Consider the following 21936-nt stretch of genomic DNA (forward strand, 5'->3'; position numbering starts at 1 on the left):
GAAGTTAATATTTAGCAGATTTTCCTTTTGAGAGTGAATTCTCAATAAACTCACGTAAATCGTCATTGGCTTTAATTAAGTCTTCGTTTCGTAAATACATCATGTGGCCACTTCGGTAACCTTTAAAAGAAAAACGATCTTTCATTTTTCCACTAGGATCTACTTGCCATTGCGAATACTTTGCAGCGAAATAAGTAGTAGCGCCGTCGTAATAACCCGATTGTGTAAAAACTTTTAAATAAGGGTTTTGGGCCATAGCCTGACGTAAATCATCGCGTGTATTGTCGTTGCTATTATCCCAACGACCTGTATTTCCAAAGACATTATATTTTACATCGGTTTTAAAGCCTAATTCATTTTGAATATAATAGTTAATTGCAGGTGTAAAGGAGTGAAGCCAAGACGTTAGTTCTGCACTATAATCTGGACTTGTACCAGCTTCCACCTTATCTATACCAAGATATCTAGAGTCTAAGCGACCAATAGTTTCTCCGGTTTTATCGCGAAGTAATTCTTTCCAGAAAAAACGTGTTGGGACATCTAAATTGTGTTGTAAAATCGCTTTTTCAGATAAACCTGAATAGTGACTCATTTGTTTCGCTATGACATTCTTTTCTTCTTCAGAGATAAAACCGCCTTTAGCAATAGCTGGCATCACAGCATTAATAGCAAAATCTTCAACTTCGGGTAAAATGTCTAATAAATCTTTATTTTGAAGAACAGGCGGTAACATTTTGTGATACCACGCAGCGGCTGTGTAATAAGGTAAATTTAAACTTGAAGCTAAAGGCCCTCCAGTACGTAATACTTTATAATCTGCAGGCGACACCATAATGACACCATTTAGATACATCCATTGGCTATTTTGAAGCTCTAAGGATAAGCCCATAACACGTGTGCCCCCATAGCTTTCACCAATAATATATTTAGGCGATTGCCAACGGTTTTTTCTTGTGGTGAAGGTATTCATCCAACTCGCGAGGTATTTAATATCAGCATTAATACCAAAGAATAATTTATTATCTGGCATTTTACCATCTTTGTCGGCTACTTTTTTAGAGTACCCAGTATTTACAGGATTTATAAACACAATATCGGCCACATCTAAAATTGAATTAGGATTGTCTTTTACACCATAAGATTGAACAGGATAACCTTCGTCATCAATATTTAAAACTTTTGGCCCTGTATAAGCAATATGCATCCAAAGCGATGCAGAACCTGGTCCGCCATTAAAGGAATAGACAATTGGTCTGTCATTACCTTTAGGGTCATTTGTTCGTTTATAGTAGGTATAATAAAGTGATGCAATCATTTTACCATTATTATCCCAAACGGGTTGAAATCCTGTTTCGGCTTTATAGTTAATTTGCTTCCCTTTTATGGTCACCGAGTGATTGGTAACATGAGTTGTATCTACAGGAATTTTTAAATCTTGAGAGAAACTAAAAGTAAAACTAATACAGAGAAGTAAAAGGAGATTGAATTTCATATTGGATGTATTTTATTTAAAAAGGTCAAAGATACTAAAATGACACCTGAATTTAGAATGCTATAATCACTCCTAAATACAAAGTAGATGAGGCGCATATTAGTTTTATAACTAATACACTTTAGCCATTATAAACCTGATTCTCTTGCTCGGCCACACGAATAAAAGTGGTACGTTTTGTTAATTCTTTTAAGCGCGCTGCACCAACGTAAGTACAAGTACTTCGTAAACCGCCTAAGATATCTAGAATGGTTTCTTTAACATCCCCTTTATAAGGAACTTCTACGGTTTTACCTTCACTAGCTCTATATTCTGCAACGCCACCAGCATATTTATCCATTGCAGTTGCAGAACTCATACCATAAAATTGTTTGTATTGTTCTCCATTTTTAATTATTAGTTCACCACCACTTTCTGTATGACCTGAAAGCATACCACCAAGCATTACAAAATCTGCTCCAGCACCGAAAGCTTTGGCAATATCGCCAGGTGTAGTACAGCCACCATCACTTATAATTTGTCCGCCTATGCCATGAGCTGCATCTGCACATTCGATAATCGCCGATAATTGCGGGTAACCAACACCAGTTTTAATACGTGTGGTACAAACACTCCCAGGACCAATGCCTACTTTTACAATATCGGCACCAGAGAGTAATAATTGTTCCACCATTTCTCCTGTGACAACATTACCAGCAATAATAACTTTATTCGGATACGCTTTACGGGTTTGTTGTAAAAACTCTACAAAATGTTCTGAGTACCCATTGGCTACATCAATGCAAATAAATTTTAATTCAGGGTGACTTTTAAAAACCGTTTTTAATTTTTTAGCATCTTCCTTTCCTGTGCCCGTACTTATGGCAATATAATCTGTAATATCTTTAGGCGCCGTATTTAAAAAGGTGCGCCATTGTGCTGCTGTGTAATGCTTATGTATGGCTGTAAAAAGTTGGTGTTGCGCTAAAGTTAATGCCATTTCAAAAGTACCAACGGCATCCATATTGGCTGCCATTATAGGAACACCTGTCCACGTTGCTGTACTATTTAAAAAAGTGAAGTTACGTTCTAATGAGACTTGAGATCTACTTTTTAATGTGGAGCGTTTTGGACGAATCATAACATCCTTAAAACCTAATTTTATATCCTGTTCTATATGCATTTTTGGAGTGAATTTGGTAGGGTTCAAAAATACAAGTTCTTTCAAAAAAGAAGGTTCGAGAATGCGTATGTCTTGTAATGTTTTATCAACAATTGTTTATAGTAGAATTCTTAAACCATCCTAACGTTAAGTGTGGTTGGTTTTAAAAATGCATTTAGAAGTCTTCAAAAACGCCTAAACCAAATAATGCAAAATCATACTTTACAGGATCGTTAGCATCTAATTTTCGTAATGCCTTGTCTAATTCGGCTAAAGCTTTACCATCATTCTGTTTTCGTTTTAATAAGCCTAATTTACGTGCTACGTTACCAGAATGGACATCCAAAGGACAGCTTAATTGCGAAGGCGACAAAGTTTCCCATATTCCAAAATCAACCCCATTGTTATCATTTCTTATCATCCAGCGTAGATACATGTTAATTCGTTTTGCTGCAGAATTTTTAAATGGATCACTCACGTGTTTTTGAGTCCGCTCCAAATGTGGGATTTCAAAAAATACTTTTTTAAGGTGATGAATGCTTTGCTGAAGGGAGTCTTTTTCTGCATGCTTTAAAAATACAGCTTCTAAACCATTATGGTTTTTATAAATATGCTGTAAGCTTTCAATAAACTGCATAAAATCCTTACCATTAAACGTGCGATGTACAAAAGGACTTAGTTTTTCTAAATCAGATGCTTTATGTTGTGTGATAAATTCAAAAGGGGAGTGGTCTAGTAAGGCCATCATTTGATTGGCATTCTTAATAATACTTTTTCGGTTTCCCCAGGCAATAGTTGCGGCTAAAAAACCAGCAATTTCAATGTCCTCTTTTTTTGAAAATTGATGCGGAATCTGAATTGGGTCGCTCTCAATGAATTTGGGATTATTATAGAGGTTGACTTTTTCGTCTAAAAAATCTTTAAGTTCTGATGTTTTTAGTTTCAATAGTAATGTTTTTGACTACAAATTTATGACACTGAATATTTTATTCAATGTTAAAGTTTGGACTTAAGTAATAAAATTAAGGACTGCAAGCCTTTATTGGAGCACGATAAGCAGGGAAGTAGCCAGAGCTTAAATCGTCGTTTTCTATGGATGTTCCTAAATGATTTTCCGTTAGAGAAACATAGGTGTTTTCATCAACAATATACTTCCAAATTTTAAAAGTTTTAAAGTCTTTAGAGAAACTACTTTTAAATCTGAATAAAGAATCTTCTTTACTACCTCTTCCGCCACCAAGGTTAAAATATTTATAGCCTTCATTAGTCGATTGAATTCGTTTTTCGTCAATAATTAATTTTATTGGATTGAGTTCAAAATAGTCTTCATCTAAACCAGATAAGTGGTACTGTACAATGTTGCCTGTTTTTATAAAAATGGCACCTGCAATAATGTCTTGTGTTTCGTTATACTTACAGAGTAATAACTTGGAGTCAATGTCTTCACTGCTTAATAATTTATAGAAATAATCGTTATCAAAAAAGTAACTATCATCTGCATCAACACGTTTCATATTTTCTGTGTACAAATGAATGAATGACTCCAGGTGCTCATCGATATTACCTTCTATAACGGTACAGAGTTTTCGAGATTTATTTAAATAGGTTTTTAATCGTCGATTATATTTTGCACGCTGTTCTTCTAGTGATTCACTTAAATCTTTGTAAACTACTTTACTCAATGCTGTAATTGTACCTAAGCCTTCGTGAAGCTTTTCTTGGTAATCGATAAAGGGGTGAAGTCTAGAGAATACTGAAACAATTTTATTTTCATAACAAAAGGTTTTAAATTCATTATGAAAATTTTCTTTTTCAAATTGATTATCTAAATGCAAAGCTAAAAGCCCAGCATATCCATACACAGAAGTTGCATCTTTAAAAATTGAATTTTCAATATCTCTTATTAGTAAAGGTAATATAAGTGTGGTGATTCCATCTGTATATTTTATAAGAACTGGAGATTCATCAGCATTTTTAGAAAGCTCATGATAGTCATAACTATGATAAAAGTCTGAATTTTCAACTTTTGCCAATAGTTCACTCCATGTCTTTTTATCCTTAATTACTTCAATCATTTATATAATCTTTTAATAGCATTTTTAAAATAAACCTTCGTTATAGGAGTAGGATTTATTTAATTTTTTTCGAACCCAAAAGTAAAGAAGTATTAGCTTCTTTAGGTTGTATTGACAAATATAAAAGGTGCTCTTACACTCTAAACATTGCACCAGTAGGCTTTATTCCTACGTAGGCCATACCTGCTTGATTCATCCAGTGTGGTTGTACAATACCATGTTGTAGAACGGCATGAATATCTCTATGAACTCTTTCAATTTTATACTTGGTATATAATGAAGCTGTACCTGTCACTGCATAAATTTCAGTAACCATAGCTCTTGCAGCTGTAGCAGCTTCGATAGACGCAGCCCAAACGTCAGCTAATTGAATATCTGTATAAGTATTTTCGTTTAGAGCTTCATTCCATAAGGTTGAAATGGTACGGTGTAATTGCTCGCGCTTAGATTCTAAAGTCGTTTTACTTTTAGCAATAGCAGTTTGAACGGTTGGACGATCACGGATATCTAGATTTTTACCCGGTGTAACACGTTCTAGGCAAATTTTTATTAATTCGTCTGTTGCAGATTTAAGTAATCCTAAGGCTATAGAGGCGCAACCTGCTGCATTTAAGCAACCAATTGGTAATCTATTATAAGCATTATTAACATATACAGGGCTATCAAAAGCAATAGCATATTTTTCTTCTACAAAAGTTTCTTCTACTTCTATATCATGACTTCCGGTACCTTTAAGTCCGCCTACGCTCCAAGTATCAATAACTTTCACAGCGGATTTAGGAATGTAAAATAATTTTAATTTAGCACCAGGACCAAGTGTTTTAGGCAAGTCGCCACCAGTTACAAGGCATCGTAAAACAAACCAGTCTGATAATTCGCAACCCGAAACTAATGTCCATCTCCCAGAGACTTTATAACCACCATCAACAATTTCAGCGAAACCTTCAGGTCGTGCCGAATTGGCATAAATATGAGAAGAATTTTTATAGATTTCTTTCATACTTTCTTTGTCTAAATACCGACCAAAAGTACAAGCCAAGTGATTATTCCAAACACTCCATGCAACAGAAGCTTCTGCACTACTTAATAATTCATAAACTTTTAAAACCTCTACGGGATTATCTTCCCATCCGCCTAAAAATTTAGGTAAGCCTAATCTAAATAAGCCACTTGTTCTTAATTTTTCTTCAACTGCAGGCGCAAGCCTCCTTAAATCTTCTGTTTCTTTTCTATGAGAATTTGCTAACTCATAAATTTCTTTTGCGGCATCAATAGGAAGCATTGTCGAAACGTTTAGCGATGGTGTATCATTCATAAATGAACTTTATTAATTTTAATAATCTGAAATGTTGTGGTTTATATGAGCTATAACAAGTTGAATTCTTTTAAGATTTAAGACCCTTATTATGTAAGTGCAAGGTATTGTTATTCCATAATTAAGTCATAATTAATAGTTTAAGTGTAAATAAAATAGACGACATGAGTATTATAATTATGGTGCCGTATAATAAGTGAATTACTTAATTGCAATCATACTAATTTCAACATTTACAAATTTGGGTAAGTTAGCCACTTCAACGGTTTCCCTTGCTGGTGCTGTAGCTTCATTGAAGTATTTACCATAAACCTCGTTGATTTCTTTAAAGTTGTTTATATCACTAATGAAAATTGACGATTTAATTACATTTTCAAAGGTCATATCTGCAGCTTCTAAAACCGCTTTCATGTTTTCCATAACCTGTTTGGTTTCGGTTGAAATGTCATCTAAAACTAATTCCATAGTTTCTGGGTCTAATGCAATTTGTCCAGAAGTGTATAGGGTATTTCCTGTTAAAATAGCTTGGTTGTAAGGACCTATTGGAGCTGGTGCTTTGGGGGTGTTGATTATTTTTTTCATAAAACTTCTTTCTTAATTTTTAATCTCATCAAGGTTAAACAGTATTTCAAATTTAAGATAATTTTATTGATAAATTAGCTTGAAAAGTTTGAGATTTTGGTATTGTTTTATGGAGGTAAGGAGGGAAGCGGACTAAAGAAATCGTTATATGTCTATATGTTATTTCTTAAGGTATGGAGATGGAAAAATTACAGATTTAGCTTAAATTAGTTACCAAGCTGTTGGTCTGGTCTTTTACGCTGATCGTATTTTAAATCCTTAAGTAGGTTAGAACTTATACCTATAAAGAAATTCCAAGAGGTACGATCACTGAAAGGAATCCAAGTGAAATTCATACGCCAACTGAGCAAATCACGTTCAAAACGAAGTTGTGTATAGGTAAAGCCGTTATTTAAAAAATCGTAACCCGATGACGCACCAACACTCCAACGAGGAGACAAGTCTACATCACCTGAAAACATTAAGGAATTTGAAGAGATTTCATTTTGACGCTGTGTATTGGAGTAATTAGCAGAATAGGCCAATTTTAAATTCCATGGCATTTTATAATTATAGAATTCATTGGTTTCTTCATCGTCCTTTTCTTCATTTTTATCTCGATCGCCAAGTCGCTGGTCAGCAAAATCTTCGGATTTTCCAAAAAGGCCATCGGTTCGCCCTCCAGAACGTGCCGATTCTTGGGCCGCAGCACTGTCTTCTTCCGGTTTTTTACCAGAAAAGCTATCGTTAGATAAGGAGTAGCTTAAATTTATATTTGCTGAAGTTAATCTAAATAAGCTTCCTCCATTATTAATATTAAAAGTATTAACCACACTATTATTACTGTCCAATGCGTAGGGATTAAGCGTCATACCAAAATTAATACTCATCTTGCTATCTAGAATTTGAGTACCACCACTAACTCTTACAGGACTCCATCTTAAGGAATCTGCAGCAATGTCATAAGCAGTTGAAAAGTTAAGGTTATTTAATATAAAAACTTTTTCAGGTTCTGTTTTTGTAGAATCTTTAGCTCTTACTTTGGCTTCAAGGTTATTCCCTAGAGAAATACCTACACTACTAGAATAGTTATTGCCAGGACTACCATATATTGAATTTTCAAAACGCGTGTAGTCTACTTGATCGGATGTTGTTCCGTCGGCATCAATAACATCATAGGTTTCATAATACTGATTAAAAGCCGGGCTAATACTATAACTTAAAGAAGGTCGCATAACATGGCGAATTGCTTTTATTTTCTTGTTTTCGCCTTTTTCTTCAAAATTATACATTCCATAAATTGATGTTCCAATACTAGCACCAACATTATAGGTTGCAAAACGATCAAAACCATTTTGATCAATTGAAATGACATCATCTGTAGCTTGGTCGTAGTACTTATTAACAGTTTTAAGTGTCCAGTTTTCTTGAAAATTAGCATTGGCACTAACACTAAAATAATCAAATACTTTAAAGTTTGTTGTAATTGGTATGCTGTGTTGCATTCCCGTTAAGGCATCATCAAACATTTCGCTTTTGCCAAATAAAGTGTCATTAGTTGCAATTCTGTATTCTCCTTTTGAAGTTACTTGAAAATTAATGTTGTGAATGATTCCTTTTTTAGTTCCTGTTTTGGGTGCAAAAGGATAGACCCGTCCCATAGAAGCTTGTAAAGTAGGTAGTGTTAGATTAATATCTCCTGTATTTGTATTTTGACTATGAGTCGCTGATAAACTCAAATTTACTTGTGGTTCACCTGAAAATGTCTTTGAATAGGAAACCGATGATGCTAGTGTATTATTTAAGAAGTTGGATTGATTTAGCTGGTTTATAGATTCTTGATAATACGTACTACTACCTAAGTTAACAGAGGCAGAAAAACGAGAATTAGGGCTTGCTTTACTGTCCTGGCTGTGTGACCACCTTATGTTATAAACGGTGCTTTGGCTGAAATCGGGGAAACCGCGTTCTTCATTTAATAAATTTTCGTACCTAAAACTTACGTTACCATTATATTTATACCTAACGGCGTAGTTGTTTTCTATTCGTAAACCATAACTACCATTGGTGTAATAATCACCAAGGACGGCTAAATCTAAATGGTCGTTAATAGCAAAATAATAACCTCCATTTTGTATGTTGTAACCTCTGTTACTATCTTCTCCAAAAGATGGAAAAATAATACCAGAGGTTTGCTTATTAGTCATCGGGAAAAATGCGAAAGGCAATGCAATAGGCGTTGGTACACCATATATTTCCATGTAGGTTGGCCCAACAATTACTTTTTTATTGGGAACGAGTTTCATTTTACTAGTGACAAATTGATATTCGGGATCTTCTTCGTCTTCAGCGGTTGTAAATCGTCCTTTTTTCATAAAATAAACCGAATCATTCTCTTTTTTTGTGATAGGAGAATAGACTTTAAAACCTTGTTGCTCTGTTCTAGAGTTAAAGACTAGAGCTTTTTTTGTTTCGGTATTAAACACAATAGAATCGGGCTCAATAACATTGGCACCTTGTGTAAAAACAGGGCGTTGTGAGTAACCCGTAGAGTCTTTTAATCGACCAGCATAAACTAAATTTTTACTGTAGTCTATCTCAATAACACCGGCCTTAATTTCCATATCTTGGTATAAGACTTCAGCTTCGTTATAGAGGTATATTTTTTTTAAGCGTTGATTTAAAGAAACATAATCCGATGCTGTATATTTTACAGTAGCTGCTAAGAGACCTTCTTTCTTCGTAGAATCTTTCTTTGTGGAGTCTATTTCCTTAAGGTTTTGAGGTTTAACAATAGAGTCTATCGCGATTTTAGTGGAGTCTTTACGTTGTTCAGCAGGAATTGAAATGTCCTTTTTAGGTAATTCTTGCGCAAAGTTAAAAGTGTTGATAAACACTGTAAAACTCAAGGTAAAAAGTATGTATAAGCTTTTTGTATGCAACGCTTTTAAATGTATTTTTGTAAAAGTATGGCTCGGTTTTTGAAACGCCAAAAGTACAGTAATTTTTTGTGATTAATTTATTAAAATTAGAAAAGAAAAATACTGTTTTACAATGGCAAATGTATAATAAACCGAATTTATAAACCGTTAAATTATTATATGCAAACGAAGCAAAAAACTTTATTAGTATTCTTACTGTTCATATTTATAACTTCTTTAACATCTAATGCAAGCTTGCAGGCGCAAGAAGAAAAGTTTGTGGTGGTATTAGATGCTGGACATGGAGGTGACGACCCAGGAAATTTAGGTAATGGTCATAAAGAAAAACATATTGCATTAAAAATTACCTTAGAAGTAGGTCGCGAACTAGAGAAAAACCCAGATATAAAGGTTATTTATACACGTAAAACAGATGTTTTTGTAGCTCTGCATGAGCGCGCAAATATTGCCAATAGAGCAGATGCAGATTTATTTGTATCTATTCATTGTAATGCGCACAGCTCACAAGCGAGTGGAACTGAAACTTTTGTATTAGGTGAAAAAAATACGGGACGTAATTTTGATGTCGCAAAGAAAGAAAACGAAGTTATTTTTCTAGAGGATAATTACGAAGAAAATTATGCCGGTTTTGATCCAAGCTCACCAGAATCTTCTATTGCTATTGGTATTGAGCAAGAGGTATATGTTGAGCAAAGTGTTGTTTTAGCCCGAAAAATTGAAGATAATTTTATTAATAAAGCCAAACGAAAAAGTAGAGGCTTAAAGCAAGCGAGTCTATTAGTAATTAGAAATACCTACATGCCAAGTGTTTTGGTTGAAGTTGGGTTTCTAACCAATAACCAAGAAGGAAAATATCTTAACTCAGCAGCCGGACAATCTAAAATGGCAGATGCAATTAAACGTGCTGTTCTAGACTTTAAAGAAGAACTCGATCAGAATGTCGGCAGTCACATTCTTTTGGTTGATCCAGATTCTATGGTAGAGGAGGAAGAAGCCCCAAGAGTTGTTGAGGGCGTGACCTTTAAAGTACAAATTTCAGCAGGTTCGAGACTTTTAGAAGCCAAACCTTATAATTTTAATGGTCTTAATGATATTTCCAGTGAAAAAGCTGGTGACATCTATAAATACTATTGCGGAAATACTTCGGATTACAACCAAATAAAAACACTTCAGAATACTGCAAAATTAAAAGGCTATTCAGGTGCTTTTATCGTCGCTTTTAAAGATGGTAAAAAGATTTCGGTTACTGAAGCATTAGAATCTTCTCCTAATTAAATAGGTGTTTATTTTTATTAAAAATGGAATAAAACGCTCTACGTAAATCAAAGTTGATTTTATGATATTGCTTTAAATGCCTTATTCTAGTAGGAATTAGGGGATTTAAAAGTTAAAGAAAAAAACAGATGAGTTTATATAAAAATTATTAATATATTTATTACTAATTTTGTTTAAAATCAAAGTCAAGCCCATTGAAAATCTCAAGAGAAATTAAAACAGCAATATTAGTCTTATCTGGTATTGCCCTTTTTGTGTTTTTATTCACCTATTTAAGAGGAGAAAATTTATTTACAACTTCTAATACCTACTATACGGAATTTAATTATAATGGATTGAGTCCATCGTCTCCAGTCACAATAAAAGGAAATAGAATAGGCAAAGTAGAGGATATAAGATACGATTTTGATTCTGGTAAAACCATTGTCGAGTTTTCTGTGACACCTCAATTAAAATTTTCCAAAAACAGTACCGTTAGATTGTACCAAACCGGATTAATGGGAGGTAATGCCTTAGCTATTGTAGATGCAGAAGATGGTATTATTGCTGAATCAGGTGATTTTATCCAATCTGAGGTAAAAGAAGGCATCATTAACTCATTAGGAGATGATTTTTCTGGTATAAGTAAAGATTTAGGAACTACACTTAGATCGGCAGATACCTTAGTGAATAGTTTAAACACTATGGTGGTTGATGATTCAGAAGATGGTCTAAAACAAACTATAGCAGAGCTAAATGCCACATTAAAGACCTTTAAAAGCGTCGCTTTTTCTGCTAATGAACTCATTAGAGCAAATGATGAAAAAATTACATCTGTATTAGAGAATTTTGACAAAACAAGTTCAGAATTAGCTATTTTAATCGAAAATTTAAATGAAGCCAACCTAGGTAACACGGTTAAAAATTTAGATGAAACCATATTAAAACTTAACCAGTTAGCATCAGGATTAGAAGCAGGTGAAGGATCAATGGGTAAATTGTTAAAAGACGATGCGCTTTATGATAATTTAGAAAATGCATCAAAAGAACTACAATTATTACTTTTAGATATAAAACTTCACCCCGCAAGATATAGACGTATTTTGTCTAAAAGAGAGATTCCTTACGAGGAGCCTACACAAGAGCAGATTAATAACAACTAGATACTTCAGAGTATGGATTATTTACCAAATATCATTTTTGCTATAATTTTAATCGCAGGTATTGGTTATTTTGCAAAAAATGTTCAAAAGTTAATACGTAATATTAAGTTAGGTCACAAAGTTGATGCTAGTGACCACAAGTCTGAGCGTTGGCAAAATGTGATGCGTATCGCATTAGGGCAAAGTAAAATGGTAAGACGACCCGTTTCTGGTTTTCTACATGTTATTGTTTATGTAGGTTTTATCATTATTAACATTGAAGTTTTAGAAATTATTATAGATGGTATATTCGGAACACATCGTGTCGGTCTCTCAATTTTACCAGAATCTGTTTATGGTTTTTTAATCGGTTCTTTTGAAGTATTAGCTCTTTTTGTTTTAGTGTCCGTAATTGTGTTTTGGATACGTAGAAATGTCATTAAATTAAGACGTTTCATGGCTAATGAAATGAAAGGCTGGCCTAAAAGCGATGGTAATATTATTCTTTATTTTGAAGTCGTATTAATGGTTCTGTTCTTAGTGATGAATGCAACAGATTCTGTTCATATCATTGAAGCTACAGGAACAACCTTTCAAGATTTGGGTGCAGGAAATGTTATTTCACAATACATGGCGCCTTGGTTTAATGGCCTTTCTGAAAATACTATAGTAATCATAGAACGAACAGCTTGGTGGTTGCACATTGTTGGTATCTTAGCGTTTTTAAACTACTTATATTTCTCTAAGCATTTACATATTTTATTAGCCTTCCCAAATGTATATTTAGGTAAAGTGGTGCCCAAAGGAAAATTCAATAATCTTGATGCGGTTACCGCAGAAGTGAAGCTTATGATGGATCCAGATGCTGATCCGTTTGCAGCACCACCAGAAGGCGCAGAAGATGACGTTCCGGCTAAGTTTGGCGCGAGTGATGTAATGGACTTGAGCCAAACACAATTGCTTAATGCTTACACCTGTACCGAATGTGGACGTTGTACAAGTGAGTGTCCTGCCAATCTTACCGGAAAAAAATTATCGCCTCGTAAGATTATGATGGATACACGAGATCGATTAGAGGAAGTCGGGAAAAATATCGATGCCAATAAAGGGGAATTCAAGGATGATGGTAAACAACTTTTAGGCGATTATATTACTAACGAAGAACTATGGGCATGTACCACATGTAATGCTTGTGTAGAAGCCTGTCCAGTGAGTATAGACCCATTATCAATCATTATGGAAATGCGCCGTTATTTAGTTATGGAGCAAAGTGCAGCACCAATGGAGCTAAATACCATGATGACTAACATAGAAAATAATGGTGCACCTTGGCCTTATAACCAAATGGATCGTTTAAATTGGAAAGATGAGTAATTTACTAAAACGTTTAAATCCTAAAATGAGATTAATATTAGGGGTTTTAGGCGCTTTTTTAGCGCTGAGTCTTTATTATTTGATGGATACATTTAATTCAGGAGGATTAGTGAGTTTTTTATTTGGATTTAGTTTAGCATTTTCTTTTGGAATGTTAGTGAGTTATAAGTGGAGTACATTTTTTAAGCATAGCTAATTGCTTTTAATTTTATTGAATCCTCTCATTGTATTGAAGGGTTTTAATTTTAAGACAGAAAAATTATGAGTGAAGAATTAATAGTGCCAACCATGGCAGAAATGATGGCAGAAGGCAAACAACCAGAAATTTTATTTTGGGTGGGTTCTGCTGGAAGTTATGATGATAGAGCAAAGAAAATTACGAGAGCTTTTGTTAAAATTCTAAACAAAGCAAATGTCAATTTTGCTGTTTTAGGAACTGAGGAAAGTAATACAGGAGATGTTGCAAAACGTGCCGGAAATGAATTTTTATTTCAAATGCAAGCCGTGATGAATATCGAAGTACTCAACGCTTACGAAATAAAACGCATTGTAACATGCGACCCGCATTCTTTTAATTGTTTAAAAAATGAATATCCTAGTCTAGGGGGGAATTATGACGTTATTCACCATACCCAATTCATAAAAGAACTTATCAGTTCGGGGCGTTTAACTTTAGAAGGTAATACGTATAAAGGCAAACGTATTACATTTCACGACCCATGTTATTTAGGAAGAGGTAATGGCGTGTACGATGCACCGCGTGATGTGCTTAAAAAAACCAATGCGACTTTAGTTGAAATGAAACGCCACAAGAGAACAGGTTTGTGTTGTGGTGCTGGAGGTGCACAGATGTTTAAAGATGCTGAACCAGGGGATAAAGAAGTTAATGAATTAAGAACTGAAGACGCTTTAGAAACCCAGCCCGAAATTATTGCTACTGGTTGTCCGTACTGTAATACCATGATGACCGATGGCGTAAAATTTAAAGAGAAAGAAGCCGAAATCAAGGTTTTAGATATTGCGGAATTAATTGCTGATGCCTAATAAATCGAAGCCATGTCAAATGAAACTCAAATTGATAAATTACCTTTAAAAAAACGAATTTTATCGGGCTTTGTTAGTGGCTTATTTTTTGCATTAACAATAGCTGTCCTTAATTATTTTGAGAACAATTCTTTTGCGATTTTAGAAGCTCTAATTGGTGGTTCAATTTTTGGCTTAGTGATGAGTTTTGTTTTTAGACATAAAATCACGAAGAAGAAAACCTAAACTCAGTAAATAATTGCTGCAATCAATTTACAATTTTGGTATAAGTTATTACCTTTTATAAAGCATCAAAACGATGCGTTATAAGTATTAAAATTTGTATTATAGCTTCTTATAACAATTTGTCATAACTAAATGAACTTCACCAATCTTCAAATAGAAATCGAAAGCCTTCCTAAAGTGGAAGCAGTTAATTTAAAGCCCATTGCAAAATCTTATTTTAAAATTATTGCCCTCAATAAACTGGCCTTATATGCCGGATTAATTGTATTAGTGTTTGGAGGTCGATATTTTATGGAAAAGAATGAAGCAGTTCAATTCAACTTATGGTATATACTCTCCGCTGTCTCAGTATTCTGTATTTTAAATTTTGTTATCGGTTATTTAGCTTTCAAAAAACGAAAATATGCCGTACGAGAGCATGATGTTATTTATTCTAAAGGCTTAATTATACATTCAATAATTACTGTTCCGATGTCTAGAATTCAACATGTTGAAGAATCTAGAAGTTGGTTAGCGCGTTATTTAGACTTAGCCACGCTCAATATTTATACTGCAGGTGAAGCTGGTAGCGACCTAAGCATTAAAGGTCTTCCTTATCTTGAAGCCAAGGAAATTAAAGAAATTATTAGCAGCAAGGTTAATGGCACGCACTGATTTCTCACACCCCATAAGACAATCGTCTAAAGGCATCATTATTATTTTTGCATTTAATGCCCTTAAATTTTTTAAAAAGTTTTTTGTGCTTTTAATTGCCTTTGGTGTTTCAATTTTAAGACAAAAATCTTTAGCCGGTGTTACACCAATGATGCTTTTATTAGGATTGATAGGCGTCTTAGTTATAATTTTGATTATTGCCATTTTAAAATATCTCAATTTTAAATTTCATCTTAGTAAAGACGATTTTCATTTAGCAACTGGCATCATAAATAAAGACAATACTATAATTCCAAAGTCTAAAATTCAGAATGTTTATCTCAAGCAAAACTTTTTGCAGCAAATTATAAATGTGGTTTCTGTAAAAATTGAAACGGCAGGGGATAAGAAATCTGAAATTGAAATCAGTGCTTTAGATAAACCCACAGCGTTATTGCTAAAAAAGAAACTGTTTACGAAAGATACTGTTGAAACGGATGAAATCATAACAGAAAACGAAGCCCTAGAACAACCTAATGTGTTTTTTAGAGTAACACCAAAACGCCTGTTTTTAGAAGGGGTATCCCAAAATCATTTTAAAAGTTTTCTGTTAATCGTCACCTTTGCTTTTGGATTATATAGTGAATCTAAAGAATTTATAGAGGAATTAGAATTAGAACAGCATCTAGAAGGCTATGAAAATTTAGATGAAACTACGATTCTAAACCTAATCATCACCAATGTTATCATTGTAATTGGGGTGGTAATAGTTTCATTTCTGTTTTCAGTCGTTAAAACGTTTATCATCAACTTTAATCTCGAAGTTGTAGAGCATCAAAAAACAGTAGAAATCAATAAAGGATTGTTTAATAAAGTGTCCTTGAGTTTAACACCAAGCCGCATTCAGAATTTGGTAATAAAAACCAATCGTGTAAAACGCTATTTCAATTTACATAGTTTATCGGTAAAACAAGCGATGGTAAATGCAAAGCAGCAAAAGAATTTTAAAATTGTTGCTTTAGAAAAAGAACAGCTTAATTATTTGATTGATAAATTATTAACGTATTATAATGAAGACAGTGAACAAGGAAAACCCAGACCGTACTTTATGCGAATTTCTATTTTTGAAATGTTGTTATTTGGGCTTATAATTAATGGTTTGTCGGTAGGTTTTTTTGGGCTAGTTATGTTATGGATTAATGTCATTTTTATTCCATTTGCCGTTCTATATGTTTATTATGCTTATAAGAAGGCCTATTATAAAATTTCAGAAAACTTTGTAACGATTGGTAGTGGCGTAATTGATACCACGACTAATATTCTCGAAATTCATAAAATACAGGCGGTAAGATTAAAACATACCATTTTTCAAAAGCGAATGAACATTTCATCTGTAGTTATTTCAACAGCTTCTAAATCAGTCACCATTCCCTATATTAATGACGAGGAGGCCTTAAAGATTTATAATTACTTGTTATTTAAGGTCGAATCTCAAGATAAGGATTGGATGTAATATTGTACTTTTGTTTTGAATTTTTGATTTAATCATAAAACAAAGCTTCTTAGAATGACATCTTTTTGTCAGATGGTTAGAATTTAGTCTTTTTTCTAAATTTAAAACGCGAAGCAGTCTTTTGTCTTTATATTAAATACGAATGAAATAAAAATAATACATATGCTAGTCGATTTTAATACCTTACCAGAAGAATCTAGAGTTTGGATTTACCAAGCTAATCGTTCATTTTCAGATGAAGAATTAGCGCAGCTTAAAACACAATTAGATACATTTATAGAAGCATGGACAGCTCACGGAAAAGATTTAAAAGCGGGTTATAAGTTGGTTTATAAACGTTTTATAGTAATTGCAATGGACCAAAGTTTAAATAGCGCAACAGGTTGTTCAATTGATGCTTCTGTAAATTTTATTCAACAATTAGAACAACAATACAATGTGGATTTAATGGATAAAATGAATGTGTCTTATAAACAAGGCGAATTCATTGCTTATAAACCCTTACTAGATTTCAAAAAAATGGCACAACAAAAAGCGGTGTCTAAAAACACGATTGTTTTTAATAATCTTGTTACAAATATTGCAGAATTTAATGAAAATTGGGAAGTCCCTGCAAGTGAAAGTTGGCATAACCGATTTATAAAATAAAACTTTCATGTTTCAATTAGAATTGAGACTTTTACAGTAACAAACAATCTAAATTATTAACGACAAACCTTTTCAATTGGCAACAGATATTTTTTTATTAAAAATTTCAGGACAAGATAGACCTGGATTAACCTCAAGTTTAACAGGTGTTTTAGCAGAATATGGTGCTAAAGTTTTAGATATAGGACAAGCAAATATTCATGATACTTTGTCCTTAGGAATCATGTTCGAAATTAAGTCGGGTAAAAAATCATCTGCAGTACTTAAAGATTTGTTGTTTAAGGCTTATGAACTAGGTATAAAAGCTAAGTTTAAGCCGATATCTTTAGAAAACTATGAGAAATGGGTGAGCCTCCAAGGTAAAGACCGTTACATCATAACAATTTTAGGAGAAAAATTGGCCGCAGAACAAATTTCTGAAGTCACTAAAATAATTTCAGAGAAAAACCTAAATATCGATTCAATAAAACGATTGACCGGTCGTGTTTCTTTGGTTAAAAAAGAAGAATATCCAAGAGCGTCTATTCAACTGTCTATAAGAGGTCAAATAGGAGATAAAACGGACTTTACTCAGAAGTTCATGGAAATTTCAAGAGAATTAGATGCTGATATTGCATTTCAAGAAGATAATATCTTTAGACGTAACAGGCGTTTGGTTTGTTTTGATATGGATTCTACTTTAATTCAAACCGAAGTTATAGATGAATTAGCTGAATTAGCAGGTGTGGGCGCTGAAGTAAAAGCCATTACAGAATCTGCCATGCAAGGCGAAATTGATTTTAACGAAAGTTTTAAAAGACGTATGAAACTTTTAAAAGGCTTAAATGAAACCGTTTTACAAGAAGTTGCAGAGCGACTACCAATCACCAAAGGTGCTAAACGATTAATTGATACCTTACATTATTACGGATTTAAAACCGCTATTTTGTCTGGTGGCTTTACTTATTTTGGTCGCTATTTACAAGAAAAATTAGATATTGATTATGTCTACGCTAATCAATTAGAAATTAAAGATGGGGTCTTAACAGGTGGTTATCTTGGAGATATTGTAGATGGCGCTAAAAAAGCAGAATATTTACAACAGCTAGCCGATAATATGCACATCGATATTAGCCAAACCATTGCTGTTGGTGATGGTGCAAATGATTTGCAAATGTTAAATCTTGCCGGATTAGGGATTGCGTTTCACGCCAAACCTAAAGTAAAAGACAGCGCACAAAGCTCTATTTCTAGTATTGGTTTAGATGGTGTTTTGTATTTGTTAGGTTATCACGACCGACAAATTGATTTAGTGCAATAATATTGATAATTTTTTCAATAAAACTCAGCCTAATATAATTCAATCAAAGCTTAAGTGGTTTAGCCTAAAGTAATTTTCCTTTATCTAAAATCTATCTTAAAGTCTTTTTACTTCCTCTTAAATATGCTAATTTGGCACATTATTCGTTATCAACTAACAAACGAAAAAAGATTACTAATGCGTTACCTTACCTTTATTTTTATTTCTTGCTACTTTCAGTTTAGTTTTTCACAAAATTATGCTGAAAAGCCGCTTCAAACGCAAGATTCCATCCAACAACAACAGTGGGTAGACGGACTATATAACGCTATGTCTTTAGAAGAAAAAATTGGGCAATTATTTATGGTTCAGGTGTTTTCTAATAAAGGAAAAGCACATGAAACAAAAATTGCTAAACTTATTACAGGTCAGCATATTGGTGGTTTAATTTATTCTAATGGTGGCCCTGTTAGACAAGCAAAATTGAATAACGAATTGCAGGCGGCTTCTAAAGTGCCATTGTTAATAGGAATGGATGCTGAATGGGGCTTAAGCATGCGCTTAGATTCTACTTATGCCTTTCCATGGAATATGACGCTTGGTGCGATTACTGATAACAAGTTAGTCGAACAAACCGGACGTCAAATTGGAGAACATTCTAAACGTCTTGGTGTGCATTTTAATTTTGCACCGGCCGTAGACATTAACACCAATCCTAAAAATCCAATTATTGGTAACCGTTCTTTTGGAGAAGATAGAGATAATGTGACTGATAAAGGTTTGGCATTTATGAAAGGGATGCAAAGCGCAGGAACATTAGCGAATGCGAAACATTTTCCTGGTCATGGTGATACCGAAGAAGATTCACATTTAAAATTACCAACGATTAATTTTAGTGCAAAACGTATCGATTCAATTGAATTATACCCTTATAAAAAACTGATAAAAGAAGGTTTAGCAAGTGTTATGGTAGCCCATTTAAACGTGCCGAGTTTAGAGACACGTCGCGATTTTCCTTCGTCCTTATCTAAACATATTGTTACCGATATTTTAAAAGAACAACTGGGTTTTAATGGCTTAATTTTTACAGATGCTCTAACCATGAAAGGCGCTGCAGATTATGTGTCTAAAGGAGTTGATGGTTCACAGGCAAAAAGTGTAATTAAAGGTGGCGAAATTGATTTAATGGCCTTTTTAGCTGGTAATGACGTCATGCTTATGTCTGAAGACCCAGAAAAAGGTATAGCTAAATTTGTTGAAGCTTATAACAATGGGACTATAACCGAATCACGTTTGGCACATTCGGTAAAGAAAATTTTGATGGCTAAATATAAAGTCGGACTCCATAATTATTCACCAATTGGCATCTACAATTTACAAAAGGATTTAAACCGATTAGAAGATGATTTACTGTATGAAGAACTTATGGAGAATGCAATTACAGTGGTTAAGAATGATAATACACTGTTGCCACTTCGAGATTTAGAAACTAAGAAAATTGCTTATGTAGCCCTTGGTGAAGATAATGGATCTGTATTTTTAGATGAATTAAGAAAATATACAGAAGTCCACGAAATTAAAGCCGATAAGCTCGATGGTTTAATAGAGAAACTTCAAAATTATAATACGGTGGTTGTGGGCTTCCATAAGTCTAACGCCAATCCTTGGAAGAGCTATAGTTTTTCACAAAGAGAAATGGCTTGGTTGTACGAAATTGCTAGAACCAATACGGTTATTTTAGATGTATTTGCCAGACCTTATGCACTTAATGATTTATTGTCGGTAGATAATATTGAAGGCGTGGTAATGAGTTATCAAAACAGTAAAATTGCACAAGAAAAATCAGCACAGCTTATTTTTGGAGCCATCCCAGCAAAAGGAAAATTACCTGTCAGTGCAGGGGAATTTTTCCCAGTAGGTACAGGAGAAGAATACAACCCATTACTAAGTTTAAGTTATGGCTTACCAGAACGTGTGGGTATGGATTCTCAATTATTAAGTCGAATTGATTCTCTTGCTAATTATGCTATACACGGTAAAATGACACCTGGAATTCAATTGTTGGTAGCCCGAAGAGGAAAGGTTATTTACAACAAAAATTTTGGTTATCACACTTATGAGAAGAAAAATAAAGTTGATTTTGATGATGTTTATGATGTTGCTTCTTTAACAAAAATATTAGCGACACTTCCTATTTTAATGGAACTCGAAGAAAAAGGTTCAATTTCACTCAATGATAATTTGGGGGATTTAATTCCAGAATATAAAAATTCTAATAAAAAGAATGTTACTTTAAAAAGAATGTTATCGCATTATGCTCGACTAAAACCTTGGGTACCTTTTTACTATGCGACTTTAGATACGGTGACCAATAAGCCGGATCCTAAATATTATAGAAAAACACGCACAGAAGGGTTTACCGTTGAAGTTACAAATACACTTTTTATGCGCGATGATTATAAAGATTCTATCCAGAAAGTGATTAGGGATACCGATTTGCTTTCAAGTTTACGTTACCGTTATAGTGATTTACCATATTATATTCTTAAAGATTATTTAGAAGGGTTTTACGATAAACCATTAAGCGAAATTGCCGAAGACCGTTTTTATAAGCCTTTAGGTACAAATTATACAACGTATAATCCTCGTAAAAAATTCAGCTTAAAAGATATTGTACCAACAGAAATAGATAATTATTACCGTTTTCAAAAAGTGCATGGATATGTGCACGATATGGGGGCCGCAATGCAAGACGGTGTAGGAGGACACGCTGGTATTTTTAGTAATGCTAACGATGTCGCTAAAATAATGCAAATGTACTTACAGAAAGGTTTTTACGGAGGCAAGCGTTACCTAAGTAATGAAACGGTAGATAAATTTAATTACTGTTACTATTGTGGCAACAATAATAGGCGAGGTGTGGGGTTTGATAAACCACAATTAGGAGAAGAAGGACCAACTTGTGGTTGTTTATCTATGAAAAGTTTTGGGCATTCTGGATTTACGGGGACTTACGCTTGGGCAGATCCTGATGAAGAAATCGTTTACGTCTTTTTAGCAAATAGAACGTACCCAGAGGCAGGGAAAAATTTACTGTTAAGAGAAAATATTAGAACTGAAATTCAACGTTTAATCTATGAAGCGATAATTGACTAAAGTTGAAAGTAGTTTAATAAAAAACAAGTGATAGAATAATCATGTAAAGACTTTAGTTTAAACATGAAATTTAGAAAATTAGTTAACTCTAAGTACTTAAAAATCTAGACAGTTATAACTTAAAAAAAACTTATAATAATTA

Annotated in this window: 18 protein-coding genes; 11 read left to right on the plus strand and 7 right to left on the minus strand. The window is 33.6% G+C overall.

Annotation, left to right across the window (positions count from 1 at the left end):
- Positions 1-4: 4 nt before the first annotated feature.
- The 7 genes from HM982_RS13045 to HM982_RS13075 form a co-directional block, all read right to left on the minus strand.
- A complete protein-coding gene (locus HM982_RS13045) occupies positions 5-1492 on the minus strand; it encodes a S10 family peptidase (RefSeq protein ID WP_179353686.1) in 1488 nt (495 codons plus the stop codon).
- Between the two features lie 121 nt (positions 1493-1613).
- The gene (locus HM982_RS13050; RefSeq protein ID WP_179353687.1) at positions 1614-2654 is read right to left on the minus strand and encodes a GMP reductase; all 1041 of its coding nucleotides are present in this window, start codon (positions 2652-2654) and stop codon (positions 1614-1616) included.
- Positions 2655-2808: 154 nt separating this feature from the next.
- Positions 2809-3579 (minus strand): TIGR02757 family protein, encoded by a 771-nt coding sequence (locus tag HM982_RS13055; RefSeq protein WP_179353688.1) that lies wholly within the window; start codon positions 3577-3579, stop codon positions 2809-2811.
- 76 nt (positions 3580-3655) lie between these two features.
- Complete coding sequence (locus HM982_RS13060; RefSeq protein WP_179353689.1) at positions 3656-4708, minus strand: peptidoglycan bridge formation glycyltransferase FemA/FemB family protein; 1053 nt, start codon at positions 4706-4708, stop codon at positions 3656-3658.
- Between the two features lie 133 nt (positions 4709-4841).
- Positions 4842-6023, minus strand: coding sequence for an acyl-CoA dehydrogenase family protein (locus tag HM982_RS13065; protein WP_179353690.1), 1182 nt, complete (start codon positions 6021-6023; stop codon positions 4842-4844).
- A gap of 201 nt (positions 6024-6224) precedes the next feature.
- Positions 6225-6605 (minus strand): RidA family protein, encoded by a 381-nt coding sequence (locus HM982_RS13070; protein WP_179353691.1) that lies wholly within the window; start codon positions 6603-6605, stop codon positions 6225-6227.
- A gap of 206 nt (positions 6606-6811) precedes the next feature.
- Positions 6812-9577: a putative LPS assembly protein LptD gene (locus HM982_RS13075; RefSeq protein ID WP_179353692.1), complete on the minus strand. Its 2766-nt coding sequence runs from the start codon at positions 9575-9577 to the stop codon at positions 6812-6814.
- 108 nt (positions 9578-9685) lie between these two features.
- Between HM982_RS13075 and HM982_RS13080 the strand changes: the two genes are divergently transcribed.
- The 11 genes from HM982_RS13080 (at position 9686) to HM982_RS13130 (ending at position 21794) form a co-directional block, all read left to right on the plus strand.
- On the plus strand, positions 9686-10801 hold the full coding sequence (locus HM982_RS13080; RefSeq protein WP_179353693.1) for an N-acetylmuramoyl-L-alanine amidase family protein: 1116 nt from the start codon (positions 9686-9688) through the stop codon (positions 10799-10801).
- Positions 10802-10995: 194 nt separating this feature from the next.
- A complete protein-coding gene (locus tag HM982_RS13085; protein ID WP_179353694.1) occupies positions 10996-11943 on the plus strand; it encodes an MlaD family protein in 948 nt (315 codons plus the stop codon).
- A gap of 12 nt (positions 11944-11955) precedes the next feature.
- Positions 11956-13296, plus strand: coding sequence for a (Fe-S)-binding protein (locus HM982_RS13090; RefSeq protein ID WP_179353695.1), 1341 nt, complete (start codon positions 11956-11958; stop codon positions 13294-13296).
- Complete coding sequence (locus tag HM982_RS13095; protein ID WP_179353696.1) at positions 13289-13492, plus strand: hypothetical protein; 204 nt, start codon at positions 13289-13291, stop codon at positions 13490-13492. Before HM982_RS13090 ends, HM982_RS13095 begins: the two co-directional genes overlap by 8 nt.
- Positions 13493-13557: 65 nt before the next feature.
- A complete protein-coding gene (locus HM982_RS13100) occupies positions 13558-14340 on the plus strand; it encodes a (Fe-S)-binding protein (protein ID WP_179353697.1) in 783 nt (260 codons plus the stop codon).
- A gap of 12 nt (positions 14341-14352) precedes the next feature.
- Positions 14353-14565 carry a hypothetical protein gene (locus HM982_RS13105; protein WP_179353698.1) on the plus strand — a complete coding sequence of 71 codons (213 nt, stop codon included), beginning with the start codon at positions 14353-14355 and terminating at the stop codon, positions 14563-14565.
- Between the two features lie 132 nt (positions 14566-14697).
- Positions 14698-15219, plus strand: a complete 522-nt coding sequence (locus HM982_RS13110) for a PH domain-containing protein (RefSeq protein ID WP_179353699.1) — start codon at positions 14698-14700, stop codon at positions 15217-15219.
- Positions 15206-16711 carry a PH domain-containing protein gene (locus HM982_RS13115; protein WP_179353700.1) on the plus strand — a complete coding sequence of 502 codons (1506 nt, stop codon included), beginning with the start codon at positions 15206-15208 and terminating at the stop codon, positions 16709-16711. The genes HM982_RS13110 and HM982_RS13115 overlap by 14 nt, the downstream gene beginning before the upstream one ends.
- Before the next feature lie 162 nt (positions 16712-16873).
- Positions 16874-17359: an ABC transporter ATPase gene (locus tag HM982_RS13120; protein ID WP_179353701.1), complete on the plus strand. Its 486-nt coding sequence runs from the start codon at positions 16874-16876 to the stop codon at positions 17357-17359.
- Positions 17360-17435: 76 nt separating this feature from the next.
- Complete coding sequence (gene serB / locus HM982_RS13125) at positions 17436-18659, plus strand: phosphoserine phosphatase SerB (RefSeq protein ID WP_179353702.1); 1224 nt, start codon at positions 17436-17438, stop codon at positions 18657-18659.
- Between the two features lie 177 nt (positions 18660-18836).
- A complete protein-coding gene (locus HM982_RS13130; protein WP_179353703.1) occupies positions 18837-21794 on the plus strand; it encodes a glycoside hydrolase family 3 N-terminal domain-containing protein in 2958 nt (985 codons plus the stop codon).
- Positions 21795-21936 lie beyond the last annotated feature (142 nt).

This window comes from Winogradskyella vidalii, from assembly GCF_013403955.1.
GTDB lineage: Bacteria > Bacteroidota > Bacteroidia > Flavobacteriales > Flavobacteriaceae > Winogradskyella > Winogradskyella vidalii.

Bases quoted from the DNA above. Each gene is read 5' to 3' on its own strand.
- HM982_RS13045 (WP_179353686.1), bottom strand. From the start codon at position 1,492: ATGAAATTCAATCTCCTTTTACTTCTCTGTATTAGTTTTACTTTTAGT.
- HM982_RS13050 (WP_179353687.1), bottom strand. From the start codon at position 2,654: ATGCATATAGAACAGGATATAAAATTAGGTTTTAAGGATGTTATGATT.
- HM982_RS13060 (WP_179353689.1), bottom strand. From the start codon at position 4,708: ATGATTGAAGTAATTAAGGATAAAAAGACATGGAGTGAACTATTGGCA.
- HM982_RS13065 (WP_179353690.1), bottom strand. From the start codon at position 6,023: ATGAATGATACACCATCGCTAAACGTTTCGACAATGCTTCCTATTGAT.
- HM982_RS13070 (WP_179353691.1), bottom strand. From the start codon at position 6,605: ATGAAAAAAATAATCAACACCCCCAAAGCACCAGCTCCAATAGGTCCT.
- HM982_RS13080 (WP_179353693.1), top strand. From the start codon at position 9,686: ATGCAAACGAAGCAAAAAACTTTATTAGTATTCTTACTGTTCATATTT.
- HM982_RS13090 (WP_179353695.1), top strand. From the start codon at position 11,956: ATGGATTATTTACCAAATATCATTTTTGCTATAATTTTAATCGCAGGT.
- HM982_RS13095 (WP_179353696.1), top strand. From the start codon at position 13,289: ATGAGTAATTTACTAAAACGTTTAAATCCTAAAATGAGATTAATATTA.
- HM982_RS13100 (WP_179353697.1), top strand. From the start codon at position 13,558: ATGAGTGAAGAATTAATAGTGCCAACCATGGCAGAAATGATGGCAGAA.
- HM982_RS13105 (WP_179353698.1), top strand. From the start codon at position 14,353: ATGTCAAATGAAACTCAAATTGATAAATTACCTTTAAAAAAACGAATT.
- HM982_RS13110 (WP_179353699.1), top strand. From the start codon at position 14,698: ATGAACTTCACCAATCTTCAAATAGAAATCGAAAGCCTTCCTAAAGTG.
- HM982_RS13115 (WP_179353700.1), top strand. From the start codon at position 15,206: ATGGCACGCACTGATTTCTCACACCCCATAAGACAATCGTCTAAAGGC.
- HM982_RS13120 (WP_179353701.1), top strand. From the start codon at position 16,874: ATGCTAGTCGATTTTAATACCTTACCAGAAGAATCTAGAGTTTGGATT.
- HM982_RS13130 (WP_179353703.1), top strand. From the start codon at position 18,837: ATGCGTTACCTTACCTTTATTTTTATTTCTTGCTACTTTCAGTTTAGT.